The sequence below is a fragment of the Streptomyces sp. MAR4 CNX-425 genome, from assembly GCF_048656465.1.
GTDB lineage: Bacteria > Actinomycetota > Actinomycetes > Streptomycetales > Streptomycetaceae > Streptomyces.
Genome location: NZ_JBMDLF010000013.1, coordinates 13,160 through 26,629, shown reverse-complemented (window position 1 = coordinate 26,629; position 13,470 = coordinate 13,160). Strand labels below are relative to the sequence as shown.

Here is a 13,470-nt window from a genome sequence, read left to right as displayed (position 1 = left end):
TGACCGGTTACGGGGCGGTGGCGGTTTCTTCGTCGTCTTCGTCGTCTTCGTCATCGGGGGCCGGGATACGCGCTCCTCGGCTCTCGGCAATCCGGTGTACGGCGTTGAGCGACTCGACCAGGCATGCCACGAGGTAGCGGAACTGCGGCAGGGTGGTGGTTTCGTCGTGGAGCATGCCGGTGGCGTGCCCGCGGAGTTCGACCGCCATCCTGAGCTGCACCCGCTCGACGTCGTCCGCGAGCCGCGAGACGTAACCGGATCCGTCCCCGAGCAGGTAGCAGGGCTTGCCCTCCGGCGAGGACCAGGGCAGCAGTCGGCCCGTACGGTCGAGCATCCCGTCGACTCCTTCGCAATCGGTGAGGGGTATCGCTCTGTAGCGATCCACTCACAGAGTGAGACGAGAGGGGTTACGCTCACCAGAGGTGACGGTGTGACGCGACTTCCGTCACAGGGGGAGGTGCCGAGTGACGAACACCTATGGCGACTGGCTCAAGTCACAGCGCGAGGCCCGGGGCCTCACCCAGCAGGAGCTTGCGGACATAGCGCTGATGACCCGCTCGCACATCGCCCACATCGAAGCGGGCCGCCGCACCCCCTCCAGGAACGACGCGCGGCGGTTGGACAAGGCGCTGGGCACGGGCGATGTACTGACCAGCTTCCTGCCGGACGACGACGCGGCGGTCGCCGAGTACTTCGAGGCCGCGCGAATCCTCGAACAACAGGCGACGATGATCCAGGAGTTCGCCTTGTCGTTCGTGCCCGGCATCCTTCAGACAGCGCCGTACGCACGTACGGTGTTGCGCTGGGGCTTCCCCCGGCCGAGTGAGGACGAGTGTGACAGGCTCGTCGTCACACGGCTGGAGCGCGCGAAGGTGCTCGACGGTCAGGCCCCGCCCGTAGTGTGGGCGTTGCTGGACGAGGCAGTGCTACGCCGCCCCGTCGGCGGCCCCCGCACGATGGCTGACCAGATCACGCATTTGGTCAGCCTGGTGGAGGGTGAGCGCGTGCGCGTCCATGTCCTGCCGTTCAGCCTCGGGTTTCACCCGATGCTGCCCGGGATGGTGACCCTGATGGGTTCGAGGACCAACCACCTGTTGCCTACAGCGAGGGCACCTCGGTGGGCAAGCTGCACGACTCCCCGAGTATGGTCCAACGGCTGCAAGACGCATACGCTTTGGCCATGGGTGACGCGCTCCCCCAGCGGGAGTCCCTCACCGTACTGAAGGGATACGCGGAGGAATACGGAGACCATGACTGAACCCCTCATCCCGCGCGCGGGAGCACTGAGCGGCTGGCGCAAGTCGTCGTACAGCAACAGCGAGGGCGGCAGCTGCGTCGAGGTCCTGGACGGCCACATCTCCGGCGTCCCCGTCCGCGACTCCAAAGACCCGAACGGGCCCGCGCTGGTCTTCACCTCGGACGCTTGGGCATCGTTCGTCAGCGCCCTGAAGAACGGCGGCCTTGTCCGCCCGGCGACCACGAGCACCAGGTAACCGCCCCACATCCGGTAATCCGGCGCCGGGCCCACCCTTCTGTAACTACTAGTATGTACACTCCTCACATGAGCACCAGAGAACGCCTCATCGCGAGCACCCGCGAACTCCTCTGGGAGCGCGGCTACGTGGGCACCAGCCCCCGGGCCGTCCTGCAACGGGCCGACGTGGGGCAGGGCAGCATGTACCACCACTTCAGCGGCAAGCAGGACCTCGCGCTGGCCGCCATCCGCCGCACGGCGGACGAGCTGCGGGCACAGGCCGAGGCGCAGTTCGCCGCTCCAGGGACGGCGGTGGCGCGGATCACCGCGTACCTGCGGCGCGAGCGCGACGTTCTCAAGGGCTGCCCGATCGGCCGGCTGACCCAGGATCCGGACGTGATGGCCGATCCCGCGCTGCGCGCTCCGGTCGACGAGACCTTCGACTGGCTGCGTCACCGCCTGACCACCGTCCTGGCGGAGGGCCGCGACGCCGGTGAGCTCAACGCCGCGATGGATCCCGCGAAGACCGCCTCGACGGTGGTCGCGGTGCTTCAGGGCGGCTACGTCCTGGCCCGTGCGGCCGACTCGACGGAGCCGTTCGAGCACGCCGTCACCGGCGTACTCGAACTCCTCGCCTGCCAGGCCGCCACACCCTCCCGGTAGGAACCGCCTCCGTTGCAGATCATCCGCATCCTCCCGGACACCGCCGCCGCGCCTCTGGCCGTCCAGGACGCCGCCGACGACGGCACCGAGGCGGAGCGCGGCGAGGCCGTCACCTCCGGCGCGCACCCTGAGCAGAAAGAAGCGACATGTACGCTAAGCAGTACGAAGTCACCCTGCCCGCCGACTACGACATGGGCGTCATCCGCAAACGGGTCGCCGACTACGGGCACATCCTCGACGACCGCGCCGGGCTGGGGCTGAAGGCATACGTCATCCGTGTGCGCGGCGTGAACGGCTCGCCGGTCAATCAGTACGCCCCCTTCTACCTGTGGAACGACACCGGCGCGATGAGCAACTTCCTCGTCGGCGGCGGCGGATTCCACGGCATCATCCGCGACTTCGGCCGCCCCGCTGTCCACCACTGGACCGGCATAGCCAGCCACACGGGTCCGTCCCGCGGCGCGGCCCCCGGGGCCGCCTCACGTCGCCTGACCGGGATCCCGGTCGACTCCGACCCGACGGGCACGGGCGTCACCCGCCTGATCCAGAACGAGGTCGACGAGCTGAAGGTTCTGGCCCGGCGCGACGGCGTGCACACCGCCGCCCTCGCCTTCGATCCCCGTCACTGGCAGCTGATGCGGTTCGTCCTGTGGCAGCACGCCGTACCCGAGGGCGAGGACGCCACGGAGCGGTACGAGGTGCTGCACCTGTCCACGCCCCACCTGTCCGATCTTCCGGAAGGACGCCACTGGTAGTCCCGCCCACGGGCCCGCGCGCCGGCGAACAGCTGCCCGCTCCAACTGCGCGAGCGTGAGCTTGGCTGTCAGTACGCGACGAGTCCGAGCCCGTCCTCGACGAACGTGAAGACATCGGTGTACGGGTCGCGGTTGGACAGCGGGACGTGGTCGCCGTGGGCGGCGTTCATCTGCCTGGCGCGCCTCTTCGCCTCCTCGAAGCTGCCGTGTGCGATCTGCCCGGGGAGTACGATCTTGATGTTCTCGGCGCTCGCGGCGTAGGGCAGCCGCGCTGTCACCTGGTCGCAGACCCCGTTGAACATGCCGGTCACCGGCTTGTGGTGGAGCACCCGCCAGACCTCGAAGCACGGGTGCGAGAAGGCGACGCGGACATCGGCTTCCCGGGCCTCCTTCAGCGCGGTCTCGATGTGCTCGTGCTGATCGCGGTCGAAGAGGCACCAGACCTGCGGCCAGAACTCCTTCTTCAGCCGTCCGCGCTTTGCTGCCCTCTTCTCCTCTTGCATGAGCCGTGCCGCCGCCTCGACCAGCTTGAGAGGCTTGCGCTGGGACCCGGGCGCTTTCTGGTTCGCGATCTTCACCTCGACGGCTGTGGCCGAATCGGCGTACGTGCCCCGCGCTTTGATGATCTCAATGTACGTGGGCTCGGTGACCTTGCCCTCCGTGAAGACGTGGACGATCCTGCGGCGCCGCCCCCGCTGCTTCGGCGGGCCGAGCGAGTCCCGCCCCTTGCTGTACGCCATCAGCCTCGCTCCGCCTCGTACTCGCGCTCCCGCTCCGTGGTGGCCAGCAGGCGCCGGGCGATCTGTCCCTCCAGCAGCGAGGGGACCGCGCCGAAGGCGCCGGCCAGGTAGGACTTCGTCAGGTCCTCGTGCTCGCCCGGAGCGACGGCGGCGGCCAGCGAGTACACCTCGGTGGCGCCGTCCTCGGTCTTCTCCGTCAGCCACACCTGCCCGGGATCCAGCAGGCGCCCGCCGCTCGACGTGGTGAGCAGAGAAGGGTCGTGGGTGGTGAAAACGAGCTGCGCACCCCGGGGGTTGGACAGCGGGTCGTGGTAGAGGCGGATGACCTCGGCGGCGAAGCGCGGGTGGAGGCTGGCGTCCAGTTCGTCGATGAGCAGCACGGCGCCCTCGTCCAGGGCCAGGAGCAGCGGGCCGAGGAGGGCGAACCAGGAGCGGGTGCCGAGAGACTCGTTCTTCCAGTCGAGGTTCACCTCGCCGGCGGCCGACCGGTGCGTGAGCGTCACCGTGGGGCCGCCGGCGGTCTCCGGTACGTACTCCGCGTCGGTGATGCCCAGGTCGGCGACGCGCAACAGTTCCCTGATGCGCCGGCCGCGGTCGCCGGTGAGTTCGCCCATCGTGTACCGCTCGCGCTCTGCTCGTTCGTCCTCCGGGTTGACGAGCCACAGGTTGCTGCGGAACCAGTGGAAGAGGGGGGAGAGCTGCGGGTGGTTGTCTGTGCCGGCGGTGGAGAGGAGCAGGGCGTTGGGGCGGGTACGGCGGACGAGTTGGTTCCGGTCCTTCACCCGGCTGCCCGGCCACTCGAACGCCTGCGCCCGTGACGCGTCCCGGTCAAGCCATACCTGGCGGTGGCCGCGCGGGTAGCTGTGAATCCATTCGGCCTCGACGCGCTTCGGGCTCAGCTCGAAACCGTACGTCCAGCGCACCTCGTCGATCACGAGGTCGACTTCGAAGAAGCTCGGCTCACTCGCGCTCTTGGCGTCGAGTTCGAAGGGCTTGCGCGAGACACCCTCGTACGAAGCCCAGCGCCCGTAGGAATCCAAGACGGCTCTGCGCATGTCGGCGAGCGCCCGCAGCACGTTCGACTTTCCCGACGCGTTCGCCCCGAAGATGCCCAGGAGAGGGAAGACCGCCGCGGACCGGTCGCCGCCGAGACGCACGTCCCGCACGGAGTCGCCCGGGTCCTCGTCTGAGGGGGCGACGAAGGACAGCTCTTGCTCGTCACGTAGTGACCGAACATTCGCGACACGGGCGCGAAGCAGCACGCTGGCCTCCTCTCTCGCCGCTGCGATCAGCGTATCGGTTCGGCCCGGGAGCGCACGGTGATCGCCTGATCCGGAACCCTACCGGCGGTCGCTGACACTGACACGGCGTCGGACGACGTGCGGCTTCGCCAGACTGCGGGCGCGGGGCCGCCTCAGCCGCCCCGGCTACGCCGGCGGCTCGGACGGGGTCATGTCCTGGGTGCCTATCACCGACAGCAGGCGCAGCTGCGCCGCGCCTTCGCTGTCGGGTGGGGCGTCGAACCACAGGAGGCGCTGGCGGCCGTCCTCGCTGAAGAGGCTGTGGCAGTCCAGCTCGATCACGCCCAGCGACGGGTGGACGATCCGCTTGTGGTCCGAGCGGCGCAGGGCTACGTCGTGGGTGTCCCACAGGGCGGCGAACTCCTCGCTGCGCTTGCGCAGCGCCGTGACCATCCCCGTCACCTCCGCGTCGCCGCCGCGCTTCGCGGCGACGGCCTGGAGGTCGGCGACGAAGACGCGGGAGTGGTGCGGGTGGTCCTCGGGCGGGTAGAGGGTGCGGGACTCGGGGTCGGTGAACCAGCGGTAGACGAGGCTCGCGCGGGGGCCGGTGCGGGCCGGGGGGCGGCCGACGAGGGCGACGGCCAGGGGGTTCTGGACGAGGATCTCGTGCAGGTCGGTGATGACCTGGGCGGGGGTGGTCGTGAGCCGGTCGAGGAGGCCGAGGAGGCCGGGCTGTACGTGGGCCGTGGGGCCGTACGCGGCCGGGGGGAGGGGGCGGTCGGCGAGGTGGAAGAGGTGGTCGCGTTCGTCGCCGGTCAGGCGCAGCGCGCGGGCCAGGGCGGCGAGGACCTGGGCCGAGGGCTGGGCGCCGCGGCCGCCCTCCAGTTCGGTGTAGTAGTCGGCGGACAGCCCGGCCAGCGCCGCGACCTCCTCGCGGCGCAGCCCGGGGACCCGGCGGCGGGGGCCCGTGGGGAGGCCGACGTCGGCGGGGCGGATGCGGTCGCGCCGGGATTTGAGGTAGGCGGCGAGTGCGGAGGGGTTCACGTGTCCCATGGTCGCGCGCGGCGGTGGGCGTGAGCCAGGGGACGGCGACCCCAGGGTGAAGAGCGCGCTGGCTACGGCGCGCGTCCAGGATCACGCTGGAGACCACCAGCCCCCGGCGGGTCGCCCCAGCGGTGTCCGGCCGCGGGGGCCGCCCCACACCATCCCGCAGGAGCGCACATGACCACCACCCACCAACGCCGCGTCGCCGTCGTCACCGGCGGCTCCCGCGGCATCGGCCGCGCGACGGCACGCCGTCTCGCCGCCGACGACTTTGCCGTCCTCGTCGGCTACGCCGGCAACCGCGCACTGGCCGAGGAGGCCGTCGCGGAGATCGCCGCCGATGGCGGTACGGCGCGCGCCGTGCAGGCGGACGTCGCCGACGAGGAGCAGGTCGCGGCGGTGTTCGACGCCGCGGAGAACGACTTCGGGGGCGTCGACGCCGTCGTCAACGCCGCCGGGCGGATGGCGCTGGCGCCCGTCGCCGAGCTGGATCTGGCGGAGCTGGACGCGGTCCACCGTACGAACATCCGCGGCACCTTCGTCGTCGCCCGGCAGGCCGCGCGGCGGCTCCGCGCCGGCGGCACGCTCGTCACCTTCTCGACGTCCGTCGTCGGCCTGGCGCCGCCCGGGTACGGCGCGTACAGCGCGAGCAAGGGCGCCGTCGAGGCGCTCACGCCGATCCTCGCGCGCGAGCTGCGCGGGCGGGACGTCACCGTCAACGCCGTGGCGCCCGGGCCGACCGCCACCGACCTGTTCCTCGACGGGAAGGACGAGGAGACCGTCGCCCGGCTGGCCGCCCAGCCGCCGCTGGAGCGCCTCGGCACGCCCGCGGACATCGCGGAGGTCGTCGCCTTCCTCGCCTCCCCGGCCGGGCACTGGGTCAACGGCCAGGTCGTACGCGCCAACGGCGGCATCATCTGACAAGGAGTACCAGCATGCCCTTCGCGAACTTCAAGATCCCGGCCGGCACCCTCGACGACCGGCAGAAGGCGGCCATCGTCGCCCGCACCACCGACCTGTACGTCGAGCTGTACGGCGAACGCGCCCGCGCCACCACCGTGGTCCTCGTCGAGGAGGTGGGCGACGGCGGGTGGGGCGTCGGCGGCGGGGTCCTGACCGCGGCGATGCTGCGGGAGGAGGACGGCGCCGGGCCTCAGCCGGCGGCGCCCGCGTAGAAGGCGTGGGCGGCCGGGGTGATCCACTCGGGCCGCTCCCACGCCGGCCAGCGGGCGCGCGCGGAGCCGTCGATCGCGGCGGCCGCCTCCTCGGCGGGGACCCCCGCGGCCCGCAGGCGGTCCGCTTCGGTGCGTACGTACGTGAGGTAGTCGCGGACGTCCGTGATCAGCCCGGCGCCGGCGACCTCGCCGTGGCCGGGGACGACGACCTCGGGGGCGAGCGCGGCGAGGCCGTCGAGGACGTCGATCCAGCGGCGGGGGTCGACGTCCGTGTCGTGCGGGGGGAAGTACGGCGTGATGGGGAAGATGCGGGTTTCGAGGAGGTCGCCGCCGAAGAGGACCCGGCCGTCGACGAGGACGACCTGGTCGCCGGCTGTGTGCGCCGGGCCCACCTGGCGGAGCAGCGCGGTGCGGCCGCCGAGGTCGAGTTCGGCCTCGCCGTCGAAGACCAGGTCGGGGGCGACCGGTTCGGCGCCGTCGAGTTCGGCGGCGACGGCCGGGCGCAGGCCGCGGAACATGTCGAGGTAGGCGGCGCCCTTGCGGCGCAGCTCGTCGCGCTGCGCCCGGTTGTAGACGATCGTCGCGGCGCCCTCGAAGGGCTGGGCGCCGTAGCCGTGCTCGGGGTGGAAGTGGGTGAGGGTCAGGTAGAGGCGGCGGCCGGCGGCGAGGCGGCGGGCGTGTTCGAGGACGTACGCGCCGTTGCGCGGGCCGAGGCCGGTGTCGACGACGAGGACGGCCTGCTCGCCCACCACGATCCCGATGTTCGGCACCAGTTCCACGCGCCGGTCGGGGATGACGTGGACGCCGTCGGCGACCTCGACCGGCTCGCCGCGTACGACGGGCGGCGGCGGAGTGCTGAGGTCCATGTGCCACGCTCCAATCTGAACAGTGTTGAGATCCGCTTCCGACCGTAGCACGTATCTGAACGCTGTTAAGATGCGGCGTCATGAGCGGCAAGAGGCGCTACCACCACGGGGACCTGCGCGGCGCGCTGCTGGACGCCGCCGAGGAACTCGTCCGCGAGCACGGCCCCGCGGGCTGGTCGCTGCGGGAGGCGTCGGCCCGCGTCGGCGTCAGCCCGAGCGCCGCGTACCACCACTTCCCGTCGCGCGACGCGCTGGTACGCGCCCTGTCCGTACGCCTCCTCGGCCGCCTCGGCACCCGGATGGCCGACGCCGCCGCGCCCGAGCGGGACGACGCCCGCCGCGGCCTGGTCGCGGCCTGCCGCGCGTACGTCCGCTGGACCCTGGACGACCCCGCGGTCGCCCGCCTCGCCTTCGGCGCCGCCGCCCGCGACCGCGACCCGGACCGCGACCCGGACGCCGCGGCCCCACCGCACCCGCACGACGTCCTCGACGCGGAGCTGGACCGGCTGGCCGCGGCGGGCGAGCTGAGCGCGGCGGCCCGGCCGGCGGCGGAGTTCGCCGTCTGGGCGGCGGTCCACGGGGTCGCCGCGCTGCTCGCCGACGGGCTGATGACCCTCGACTCACCGGCGGCCGCCGACCGGCAGACCGAGCGCGTCGTCGCCGCCGTCCTCACCGGCCTCACCCGCGAGACCGCGCCCCCCGGCGCCTGGCCCGCGCCCCGCTCCGCCCACACCGAGCGCCGGGCGCGGGAAGGGTGACTCAGGCGCGGCGGGCGGCGGCGGCCTCGACGATCTCGTCGAGGCGGGTGAGCGCGGCGGCGTACTCGTCGATCTGCTTCCTGATGCGGGCGCGTTCGGCGTCGAGCATCGCCCGCTGCTCGGCGGTCGTCGTGCCGGTGTCGATGCAGGGGAGCAGCTCGGCGATGCGGCGGCTGGGCAGGCCGGCGGCGTAGAGCTGCTGGTAGAAGCGGACCCGGTCGACGGCGTCGGCGCCGTACTCGCGCTGGCCGCCGGGGCTGCGGCCGGGGGTGAGGAGCCCCTGCTCCTCGTAGTAGCGCAGGGCCCGGACGCTCACTCCGGAGCGCCGGGCGACCTCTCCGATACGCACGCTTCCGCCCGCCTTCCCACCGGTCCGGACCCAGGACTTGACCCTCACGTCAACGGTAGGTCTTAGCGTACCAAGCATGAGCACACCGAACGCAGAAACCAGCCCCCGCCCCGCCCCCGGCCTCCGCCTCGACGGCGCGGTCGCCCTCGTGACCGGCGCCAACCGCGGCCTGGGCCGCCTCTTCGCCCGCGAGCTGCTGGACCGCGGCGCGGCCCGCGTGTACGCGGCCGCCCGCCGGCCGGAGTCGGTCGACCTGCCGGGCGTCGTACCACTGCGGCTGGACGTCACGGACACCGGCGACGTCCGGGCGGCGGCCGAGGCGGCCGGCGACGTGACGCTCCTGGTGAACAACGCGGGGATCAGCCGCTGGACCGACCTCGTCACCGGCGACCTGTCCGACGTGCGCGCGGAGATGGAGACCAACTTCTGGGGCACGCTGAACGTCGTACGCGCCTTCGCCCCGGCGCTCGCCGCGGCCGGGGGCGGGGCCGTCCTCAACGTCCTGTCCGCGCAGTCCTGGTTCGCCTTCCCCGGCACCAACGGCTACCACGCCAGCAAGGCGGCGCAGTGGGCGCTGACCAACGCCGTACGCATGGAGCTGGCCGCTCGGCACACCCTCGTCACCGGCCTCCACCTGGGCGCCGTCGACACCGACTTCAGCGCCGCCTACGACGGCCCCAAGGGCGACCCGGCCGCCGCGGTCCGGGCCGGGCTGGACGGGGTCGAGGCGGGCGCGGCGGAGGTGCTGGCCGACGACTGGAGCGCGCACGTCAAGAAGTCGCTGGCCGAGGATCCCGTCCGGCTGTACGACGAGATCCGCGCCGGCGTCGTCTGACCGGCGGGGGCCGGACGGCCCCGGACCCGTTGTCGCCGGGCGCCCGGGAGGCTACTCTCTCATGTGAGAGAGAAGACTCATTTAAGAACGGAGCGCCATTGTGTTCATTGCTGCGGCGGCGGACAGCGTGTCCGTCGCTCCGGGCTGGGACCGCGCGGCGGCGGCGGAGACCCGGCGGCTGGGCGAGGTGCCGGCCGCCAGCGTCGGCGACGCGCTGCGGCGGATGACCGTCATGGACGGCGGCATCCGGCTGTGCACCGAGCACGCCGCGCTCCTGGGGAACGCCCTCCCGGTGGACGTGCGCTCGGGCGACAACCTCGCCGTCCACCGGGCGCTCGACGAGGCCCGCCCGGGCGACGTCCTGGTCGTCAACGGGCACGGGGACACGACCCGCGCGCTGATCGGCGACCTCATCGGCGAGATCATGGTGAACGCCGGGCTCGCCGGCGCGGTGGTCGACGGCGCGGTCCGCGACGTCCGGGCGCTGTCCGGGATGGGCCTGGCCGTGTACGCGCGTGCGGTCACCCCGGCCGGCCCGTTCAAGGAGGGGCCCGGCACCGTCGGCGCCCCGGTGGCGGTCGGCGGCGTGGTGGTGGCCGCGGGCGACGTGCTCGTCGGGGACGCCGACGGCGTGGTCGTCGTCCCGCGGCGCCGCGCGGCGGAGGTCGCGGGCGCGGTCGACGGGATCGTCGAGAAGGAGGAGGCGCTCCGCAGACGCATCCTCGCCGCCCGCCCCGACCGGTCGGCGGCGGCCCGGTGACCGCCGCGGCACCGGCCTTCCGGGTCGCGGAGCTGCGCCGCCGCTCGCGCCGCCCGGCCCTCGCCCCCGCCCCGCCCGGCACCGTCTCCCTCGCCATGGGCGAGCCGGACCACCCCACCCCGCCGCCGGTGGTCGCGGCCGCGGTGGCCGCGCTGCGCGGCGGCGCCACCCACTACGCCGACCAGAAGGGCCTGCCCGAGCTGCGCGCCGCGCTCGCGGCCGGGCTGCCGGCCCGCCCCGGCCGGCCCTGGACCGCGGACGACGTCGTGGTCACCCACGGCGCCACCGCCGCGCTGGCGGCAGTCGTGGCGGCGACGGTCGGCCCCGGCGACCGCGTGGTGATCCCGGAGCCCGCCTACTCGCTCTACGCCGACCTGGTCGTCCTCGCCGGGGGCACCGTGGACTTCGTCCCCCTCGCCCCCGACCTGCACTGGGACCTCGACGCGCTGGCCGCCGCGCTCCCCGGGGCGGCGATGGTGATCTTCTCGAACCCGTCGAACCCCACCGGCATCGTGCACCGCAGGCAGGAGCTGGAGACCCTCGGCGCGCTCCTGGACGGCTCCGGCACCCTGGTCGTCAGCGACGAGGCGTACCACCGGCTGGCCCACCCGGGGCACACCCCGGTCCCGGCGCTGGCGGTCCCGTCGCTGCGGGACCGGACGGTGTACGTGCAGACGTTCTCCAAGACGTACGCGATGACCGGCTGGCGCGTGGGATACCTGGCCGGGCCGCGCGCGGTGGTGGACGCGGCCGCCCAGGTGCACCGGACCGGCAACGGCTCGCTGAACACGGCGGTCCAGCACGGGGCCCTGGCCGCCCTCGAACTGCCCGACCGGGTCGTGGACGCCATGGCGGACACGTACCGGCAGCGCCGCGACCTGGCGGTCGCGCACCTGTCCGGCGTGCCCGGCCTGCACCTGGTGCCGCCGGAGGGGGCGTTCTACGGGTTCCTCCGCTACGGCACCGGCGTGCCCTCCGAGGCGGTCGCCCGCGCGCTGGCGGAGCAGAAGGTGCTGGTCCGGGCCGGGGCCGAGTACGGGCCCTCGGGCGAGGGGCACCTCCGGATCTCGTTCGCGACCGCGGAGGACGACCTGTGGACCGGGCTGGAGCGCCTCGTCCGCTACTTCCGCTCCGCGCGCCGCTGACGAGGCGGCCGGCCGGCCCACGCCCGGGAGGCGCTAATCTTTTGCCCGCACGTCGATGAGGCGGAGGAGCCCCGTGGCCGACCAGCAGGCCGCCCCGAGCGGGGGGCGCAAGGTGCGCAGCGACACCCTCCGCAACCGCCGGCGCCTCCTCGAAGCCGTCGGCGAGCTGGCCCGGGAGGCGCCCGACCGGCTCACCATGCAGGCGGTCGCGTCGCGCGCGGAGATCGGCCCGGCCACCGCCTACCGCTACTACTCCTCAATGGACGACGTGCTCGCGGCCTACGTGCTCAGCGTCGTCGAGGAGCTGCGCGACTTCAGCGTGTCGTCGGCCGCGCGGGGGCGGCCGCTGTTCGACGCGGTCGTGGACAAGTGGGTGGACCTGCTCGCCGAGCACGGCCCGGCGCTGGTGCAGCTGCGGTCCCGGCGGGGCTACCTGGAGCGGCTGCACGCCGGGAACGAGATCATCGTCGCCATGCGCGACGCCTGGAGCGGGCCGGTGCGCGGGCTGCTCGACGACCTCGGGATCCCCGCCGGGATGCTGGAGTACGCCCTGTTCCTCAGCAACATGATCTTCGATCCGCGGGAGGTCCAGGACCTGCTGCGGGAGACGGGCCTGTCCCGCCGGGAGGTCATCGCGCGGCTGACCGAGGCGTACCGCGGCGCCCTGAGCGGCTGGTCGCGGGCGGGCTGACCGCCGCCCTGCCGCCCCTCCACCACCCCCTACCGGGGTAGCACCCCCACCTCACCACCCGGGTACGACGCCGGCCGCACGGCCGTGCGCGCACACTCTCCGCACGCCCGGGTCCGGTCCGGCGTTAAAGTGATACGCTCATCTCAAATCAGAGTCTTCTATACTCCTACGTCAACAAGGAGGGTGGCGGTGACGACACACCAGGCGACCGTACGGGCCGGTGAACTCGACGTCGGGGTCATCGACGACGGCGACGGCGTGCCGCTCGTGCTCGTGCACGGCGGCGAGAGCGACCGCACCCAGTTCACGGCGCTCCGCGGCCGGCTCGGCGCGGGGATACGGGCGATCTCGTACGACCAGCGGGACTCGGGGATCACCGTGAACCCCCCGGTCCCGTACCCCCCGGAGGTCCTCGGCGACGACCTCGCCGACCTGCTGGACGCGCTGGACCTGCCGCGGGCGCACCTGCTGGGCACCTCCTTCGGCGGTGTGGTCGCCCTCCAGGCCGCGCTCCGGCACCCCGGGCGGGTCGCGTCCCTCGTCCTGGTCGCCACCACGCCGAGCTTCGCGCTGGGCGGCGAGGCGATCGACGAGCTGCTGCGCATGTCCCACGAGGACCGGCAGGACGCGGTGGCGGACTTCTTCTTCACCCCCGCGGGGCAGGCCGCGCTCCGCTCCCGGCCCGCCGCCCGGACGCTCACCGTCCGCGACCCCGGCCAGCGCGCCCGCCGCCACGACGCCGCCCGGCTCCACGAGGTCCGGGACCGGCTCGGGGAGATCACCGCGCCCACGCTCCTCGTGCACGGCACGGAGGACCGCCTCGCGCCCTACGAAGGCGCCGTCCTGATGGCACGGCGGATGCCGAACGCCGAACTGCGGGCGATCGAGGGCGGGCGGCACGGGATCGCGGTCGAGTTCGCGGACACGGTCGCCCGCCGGGTGCGCGACTTCCTCGGGGTGAACGCGGCATGAGC

Annotated in this window: 17 protein-coding genes and 1 pseudogene; 12 read left to right on the top strand and 6 right to left on the bottom strand. The window is 73.2% G+C overall.

Going from position 1 to position 13,470, the window contains the following annotated elements:
• Positions 1 to 7 precede the first annotated feature (7 nt).
• Positions 8 to 334, bottom strand: coding sequence for a hypothetical protein (locus ACHZ99_RS29240; RefSeq protein WP_420307814.1), 327 nt, complete (start codon positions 332 to 334; stop codon positions 8 to 10).
• Between the two features lie 130 nt (positions 335 to 464).
• Between ACHZ99_RS29240 and ACHZ99_RS29235 the strand changes: the two are divergent.
• The 4 genes and pseudogenes from ACHZ99_RS29235 to ACHZ99_RS29220 all read left to right on the top strand — a co-directional run bounded on the left by ACHZ99_RS29235 (position 465) and on the right by ACHZ99_RS29220 (position 2,892).
• Positions 465 to 1,258, top strand: a pseudogene (locus tag ACHZ99_RS29235) (helix-turn-helix domain-containing protein).
• Positions 1,251 to 1,493, top strand: coding sequence for a DUF397 domain-containing protein (locus ACHZ99_RS29230; RefSeq protein ID WP_420307813.1), 243 nt, complete (start codon positions 1,251 to 1,253; stop codon positions 1,491 to 1,493). The pseudogene ACHZ99_RS29235 and the gene ACHZ99_RS29230 overlap by 8 nt, the downstream one beginning before the upstream one ends.
• 68 nt (positions 1,494 to 1,561) lie before the next feature.
• A complete protein-coding gene (locus ACHZ99_RS29225; RefSeq protein WP_420307812.1) occupies positions 1,562 to 2,137 on the top strand; it encodes a TetR/AcrR family transcriptional regulator in 576 nt (191 codons plus the stop codon).
• A 146-nt stretch (positions 2,138 to 2,283) separates the two neighbouring features.
• Positions 2,284 to 2,892: a DUF4865 family protein gene (locus ACHZ99_RS29220; RefSeq protein WP_420307811.1), complete on the top strand. Its 609-nt coding sequence runs from the start codon at positions 2,284 to 2,286 to the stop codon at positions 2,890 to 2,892.
• A 68-nt stretch (positions 2,893 to 2,960) separates the two neighbouring features.
• Here ACHZ99_RS29220 and ACHZ99_RS29215 read toward each other — a convergent pair whose 3' ends face one another.
• From ACHZ99_RS29215 to ACHZ99_RS29205, 3 genes are all read right to left on the bottom strand, one after another.
• Positions 2,961 to 3,632: an RloB family protein gene (locus ACHZ99_RS29215; RefSeq protein WP_420307810.1), complete on the bottom strand. Its 672-nt coding sequence runs from the start codon at positions 3,630 to 3,632 to the stop codon at positions 2,961 to 2,963.
• Positions 3,632 to 4,894 carry an AAA family ATPase gene (locus ACHZ99_RS29210; protein WP_420307809.1) on the bottom strand — a complete coding sequence of 421 codons (1,263 nt, stop codon included), beginning with the start codon at positions 4,892 to 4,894 and terminating at the stop codon, positions 3,632 to 3,634. The genes ACHZ99_RS29215 and ACHZ99_RS29210 overlap by 1 nt, the downstream gene beginning before the upstream one ends.
• Positions 4,895 to 5,059: 165 nt before the next feature.
• A complete protein-coding gene (locus ACHZ99_RS29205) occupies positions 5,060 to 5,926 on the bottom strand; it encodes a helix-turn-helix transcriptional regulator (protein WP_420307808.1) in 867 nt (288 codons plus the stop codon).
• Between the two features lie 168 nt (positions 5,927 to 6,094).
• On the opposite strand from ACHZ99_RS29205, the gene ACHZ99_RS29200 reads away from it, so the two are divergent.
• Positions 6,095 to 6,838 carry an SDR family oxidoreductase gene (locus ACHZ99_RS29200; RefSeq protein ID WP_420307807.1) on the top strand — a complete coding sequence of 248 codons (744 nt, stop codon included), beginning with the start codon at positions 6,095 to 6,097 and terminating at the stop codon, positions 6,836 to 6,838.
• Between the two features lie 14 nt (positions 6,839 to 6,852).
• The gene (locus tag ACHZ99_RS29195) at positions 6,853 to 7,092 is read left to right on the top strand and encodes a tautomerase family protein (protein WP_420307806.1); all 240 of its coding nucleotides are present in this window, start codon (positions 6,853 to 6,855) and stop codon (positions 7,090 to 7,092) included.
• Here the strand turns inward: ACHZ99_RS29195 and ACHZ99_RS29190 are convergent.
• The gene (locus ACHZ99_RS29190; protein WP_420307804.1) at positions 7,071 to 7,958 is read right to left on the bottom strand and encodes an MBL fold metallo-hydrolase; all 888 of its coding nucleotides are present in this window, start codon (positions 7,956 to 7,958) and stop codon (positions 7,071 to 7,073) included. The genes ACHZ99_RS29195 and ACHZ99_RS29190 overlap by 22 nt on opposite strands.
• An 80-nt stretch (positions 7,959 to 8,038) precedes the next feature.
• Here ACHZ99_RS29190 and ACHZ99_RS29185 point away from each other — a divergent pair, with 80 nt between their 5' ends.
• Positions 8,039 to 8,716 (top strand): TetR/AcrR family transcriptional regulator, encoded by a 678-nt coding sequence (locus ACHZ99_RS29185; RefSeq protein WP_420307803.1) that lies wholly within the window; start codon positions 8,039 to 8,041, stop codon positions 8,714 to 8,716.
• 1 nt (position 8,717) lies between these two features.
• Here the strand turns inward: ACHZ99_RS29185 and ACHZ99_RS29180 are convergent, their stop codons facing one another.
• Positions 8,718 to 9,065 (bottom strand): MerR family transcriptional regulator, encoded by a 348-nt coding sequence (locus tag ACHZ99_RS29180; RefSeq protein WP_420307802.1) that lies wholly within the window; start codon positions 9,063 to 9,065, stop codon positions 8,718 to 8,720.
• A 76-nt stretch (positions 9,066 to 9,141) separates the two neighbouring features.
• Here ACHZ99_RS29180 and ACHZ99_RS29175 point away from each other — a divergent pair, with 76 nt between their 5' ends.
• The 5 genes from ACHZ99_RS29175 to ACHZ99_RS29155 all read left to right on the top strand — a co-directional run bounded on the left by ACHZ99_RS29175 (position 9,142) and on the right by ACHZ99_RS29155 (position 13,468).
• The gene (locus ACHZ99_RS29175) at positions 9,142 to 9,900 is read left to right on the top strand and encodes an SDR family oxidoreductase (RefSeq protein ID WP_420307801.1); all 759 of its coding nucleotides are present in this window, start codon (positions 9,142 to 9,144) and stop codon (positions 9,898 to 9,900) included.
• A 100-nt stretch (positions 9,901 to 10,000) separates the two neighbouring features.
• The gene (locus ACHZ99_RS29170) at positions 10,001 to 10,660 is read left to right on the top strand and encodes an RraA family protein (RefSeq protein WP_420307800.1); all 660 of its coding nucleotides are present in this window, start codon (positions 10,001 to 10,003) and stop codon (positions 10,658 to 10,660) included.
• Positions 10,657 to 11,805 (top strand): pyridoxal phosphate-dependent aminotransferase, encoded by a 1,149-nt coding sequence (locus tag ACHZ99_RS29165; RefSeq protein ID WP_420307799.1) that lies wholly within the window; start codon positions 10,657 to 10,659, stop codon positions 11,803 to 11,805. The genes ACHZ99_RS29170 and ACHZ99_RS29165 overlap by 4 nt, the downstream gene beginning before the upstream one ends.
• Before the next feature lie 73 nt (positions 11,806 to 11,878).
• Entirely contained in the window at positions 11,879 to 12,496 is a 618-nt protein-coding gene (locus tag ACHZ99_RS29160; protein ID WP_420307798.1) for a TetR/AcrR family transcriptional regulator, read from the top strand.
• Positions 12,497 to 12,685: 189 nt separating this feature from the next.
• Positions 12,686 to 13,468: an alpha/beta fold hydrolase gene (locus ACHZ99_RS29155; RefSeq protein WP_420307797.1), complete on the top strand. Its 783-nt coding sequence runs from the start codon at positions 12,686 to 12,688 to the stop codon at positions 13,466 to 13,468.
• The last annotated feature ends 2 nt before the right edge of the window (positions 13,469 to 13,470 follow it).

What these genes read in the sequence shown, in the direction of transcription:
- ACHZ99_RS29240 (WP_420307814.1), bottom strand. Translation starts at nt 334, where the DNA reads ATGCTCGACCGTACGGGCCGACTGCTGCCCTGGTCCTCGCCGGAGGGC.
- ACHZ99_RS29230 (WP_420307813.1), top strand. Translation starts at nt 1,251, where the DNA reads ATGACTGAACCCCTCATCCCGCGCGCGGGAGCACTGAGCGGCTGGCGC.
- ACHZ99_RS29225 (WP_420307812.1), top strand. Translation starts at nt 1,562, where the DNA reads ATGAGCACCAGAGAACGCCTCATCGCGAGCACCCGCGAACTCCTCTGG.
- ACHZ99_RS29220 (WP_420307811.1), top strand. Translation starts at nt 2,284, where the DNA reads ATGTACGCTAAGCAGTACGAAGTCACCCTGCCCGCCGACTACGACATG.
- ACHZ99_RS29215 (WP_420307810.1), bottom strand. Translation starts at nt 3,632, where the DNA reads ATGGCGTACAGCAAGGGGCGGGACTCGCTCGGCCCGCCGAAGCAGCGG.
- ACHZ99_RS29205 (WP_420307808.1), bottom strand. Translation starts at nt 5,926, where the DNA reads ATGGGACACGTGAACCCCTCCGCACTCGCCGCCTACCTCAAATCCCGG.
- ACHZ99_RS29200 (WP_420307807.1), top strand. Translation starts at nt 6,095, where the DNA reads ATGACCACCACCCACCAACGCCGCGTCGCCGTCGTCACCGGCGGCTCC.
- ACHZ99_RS29195 (WP_420307806.1), top strand. Translation starts at nt 6,853, where the DNA reads ATGCCCTTCGCGAACTTCAAGATCCCGGCCGGCACCCTCGACGACCGG.
- ACHZ99_RS29190 (WP_420307804.1), bottom strand. Translation starts at nt 7,958, where the DNA reads ATGGACCTCAGCACTCCGCCGCCGCCCGTCGTACGCGGCGAGCCGGTC.
- ACHZ99_RS29185 (WP_420307803.1), top strand. Translation starts at nt 8,039, where the DNA reads ATGAGCGGCAAGAGGCGCTACCACCACGGGGACCTGCGCGGCGCGCTG.
- ACHZ99_RS29175 (WP_420307801.1), top strand. Translation starts at nt 9,142, where the DNA reads ATGAGCACACCGAACGCAGAAACCAGCCCCCGCCCCGCCCCCGGCCTC.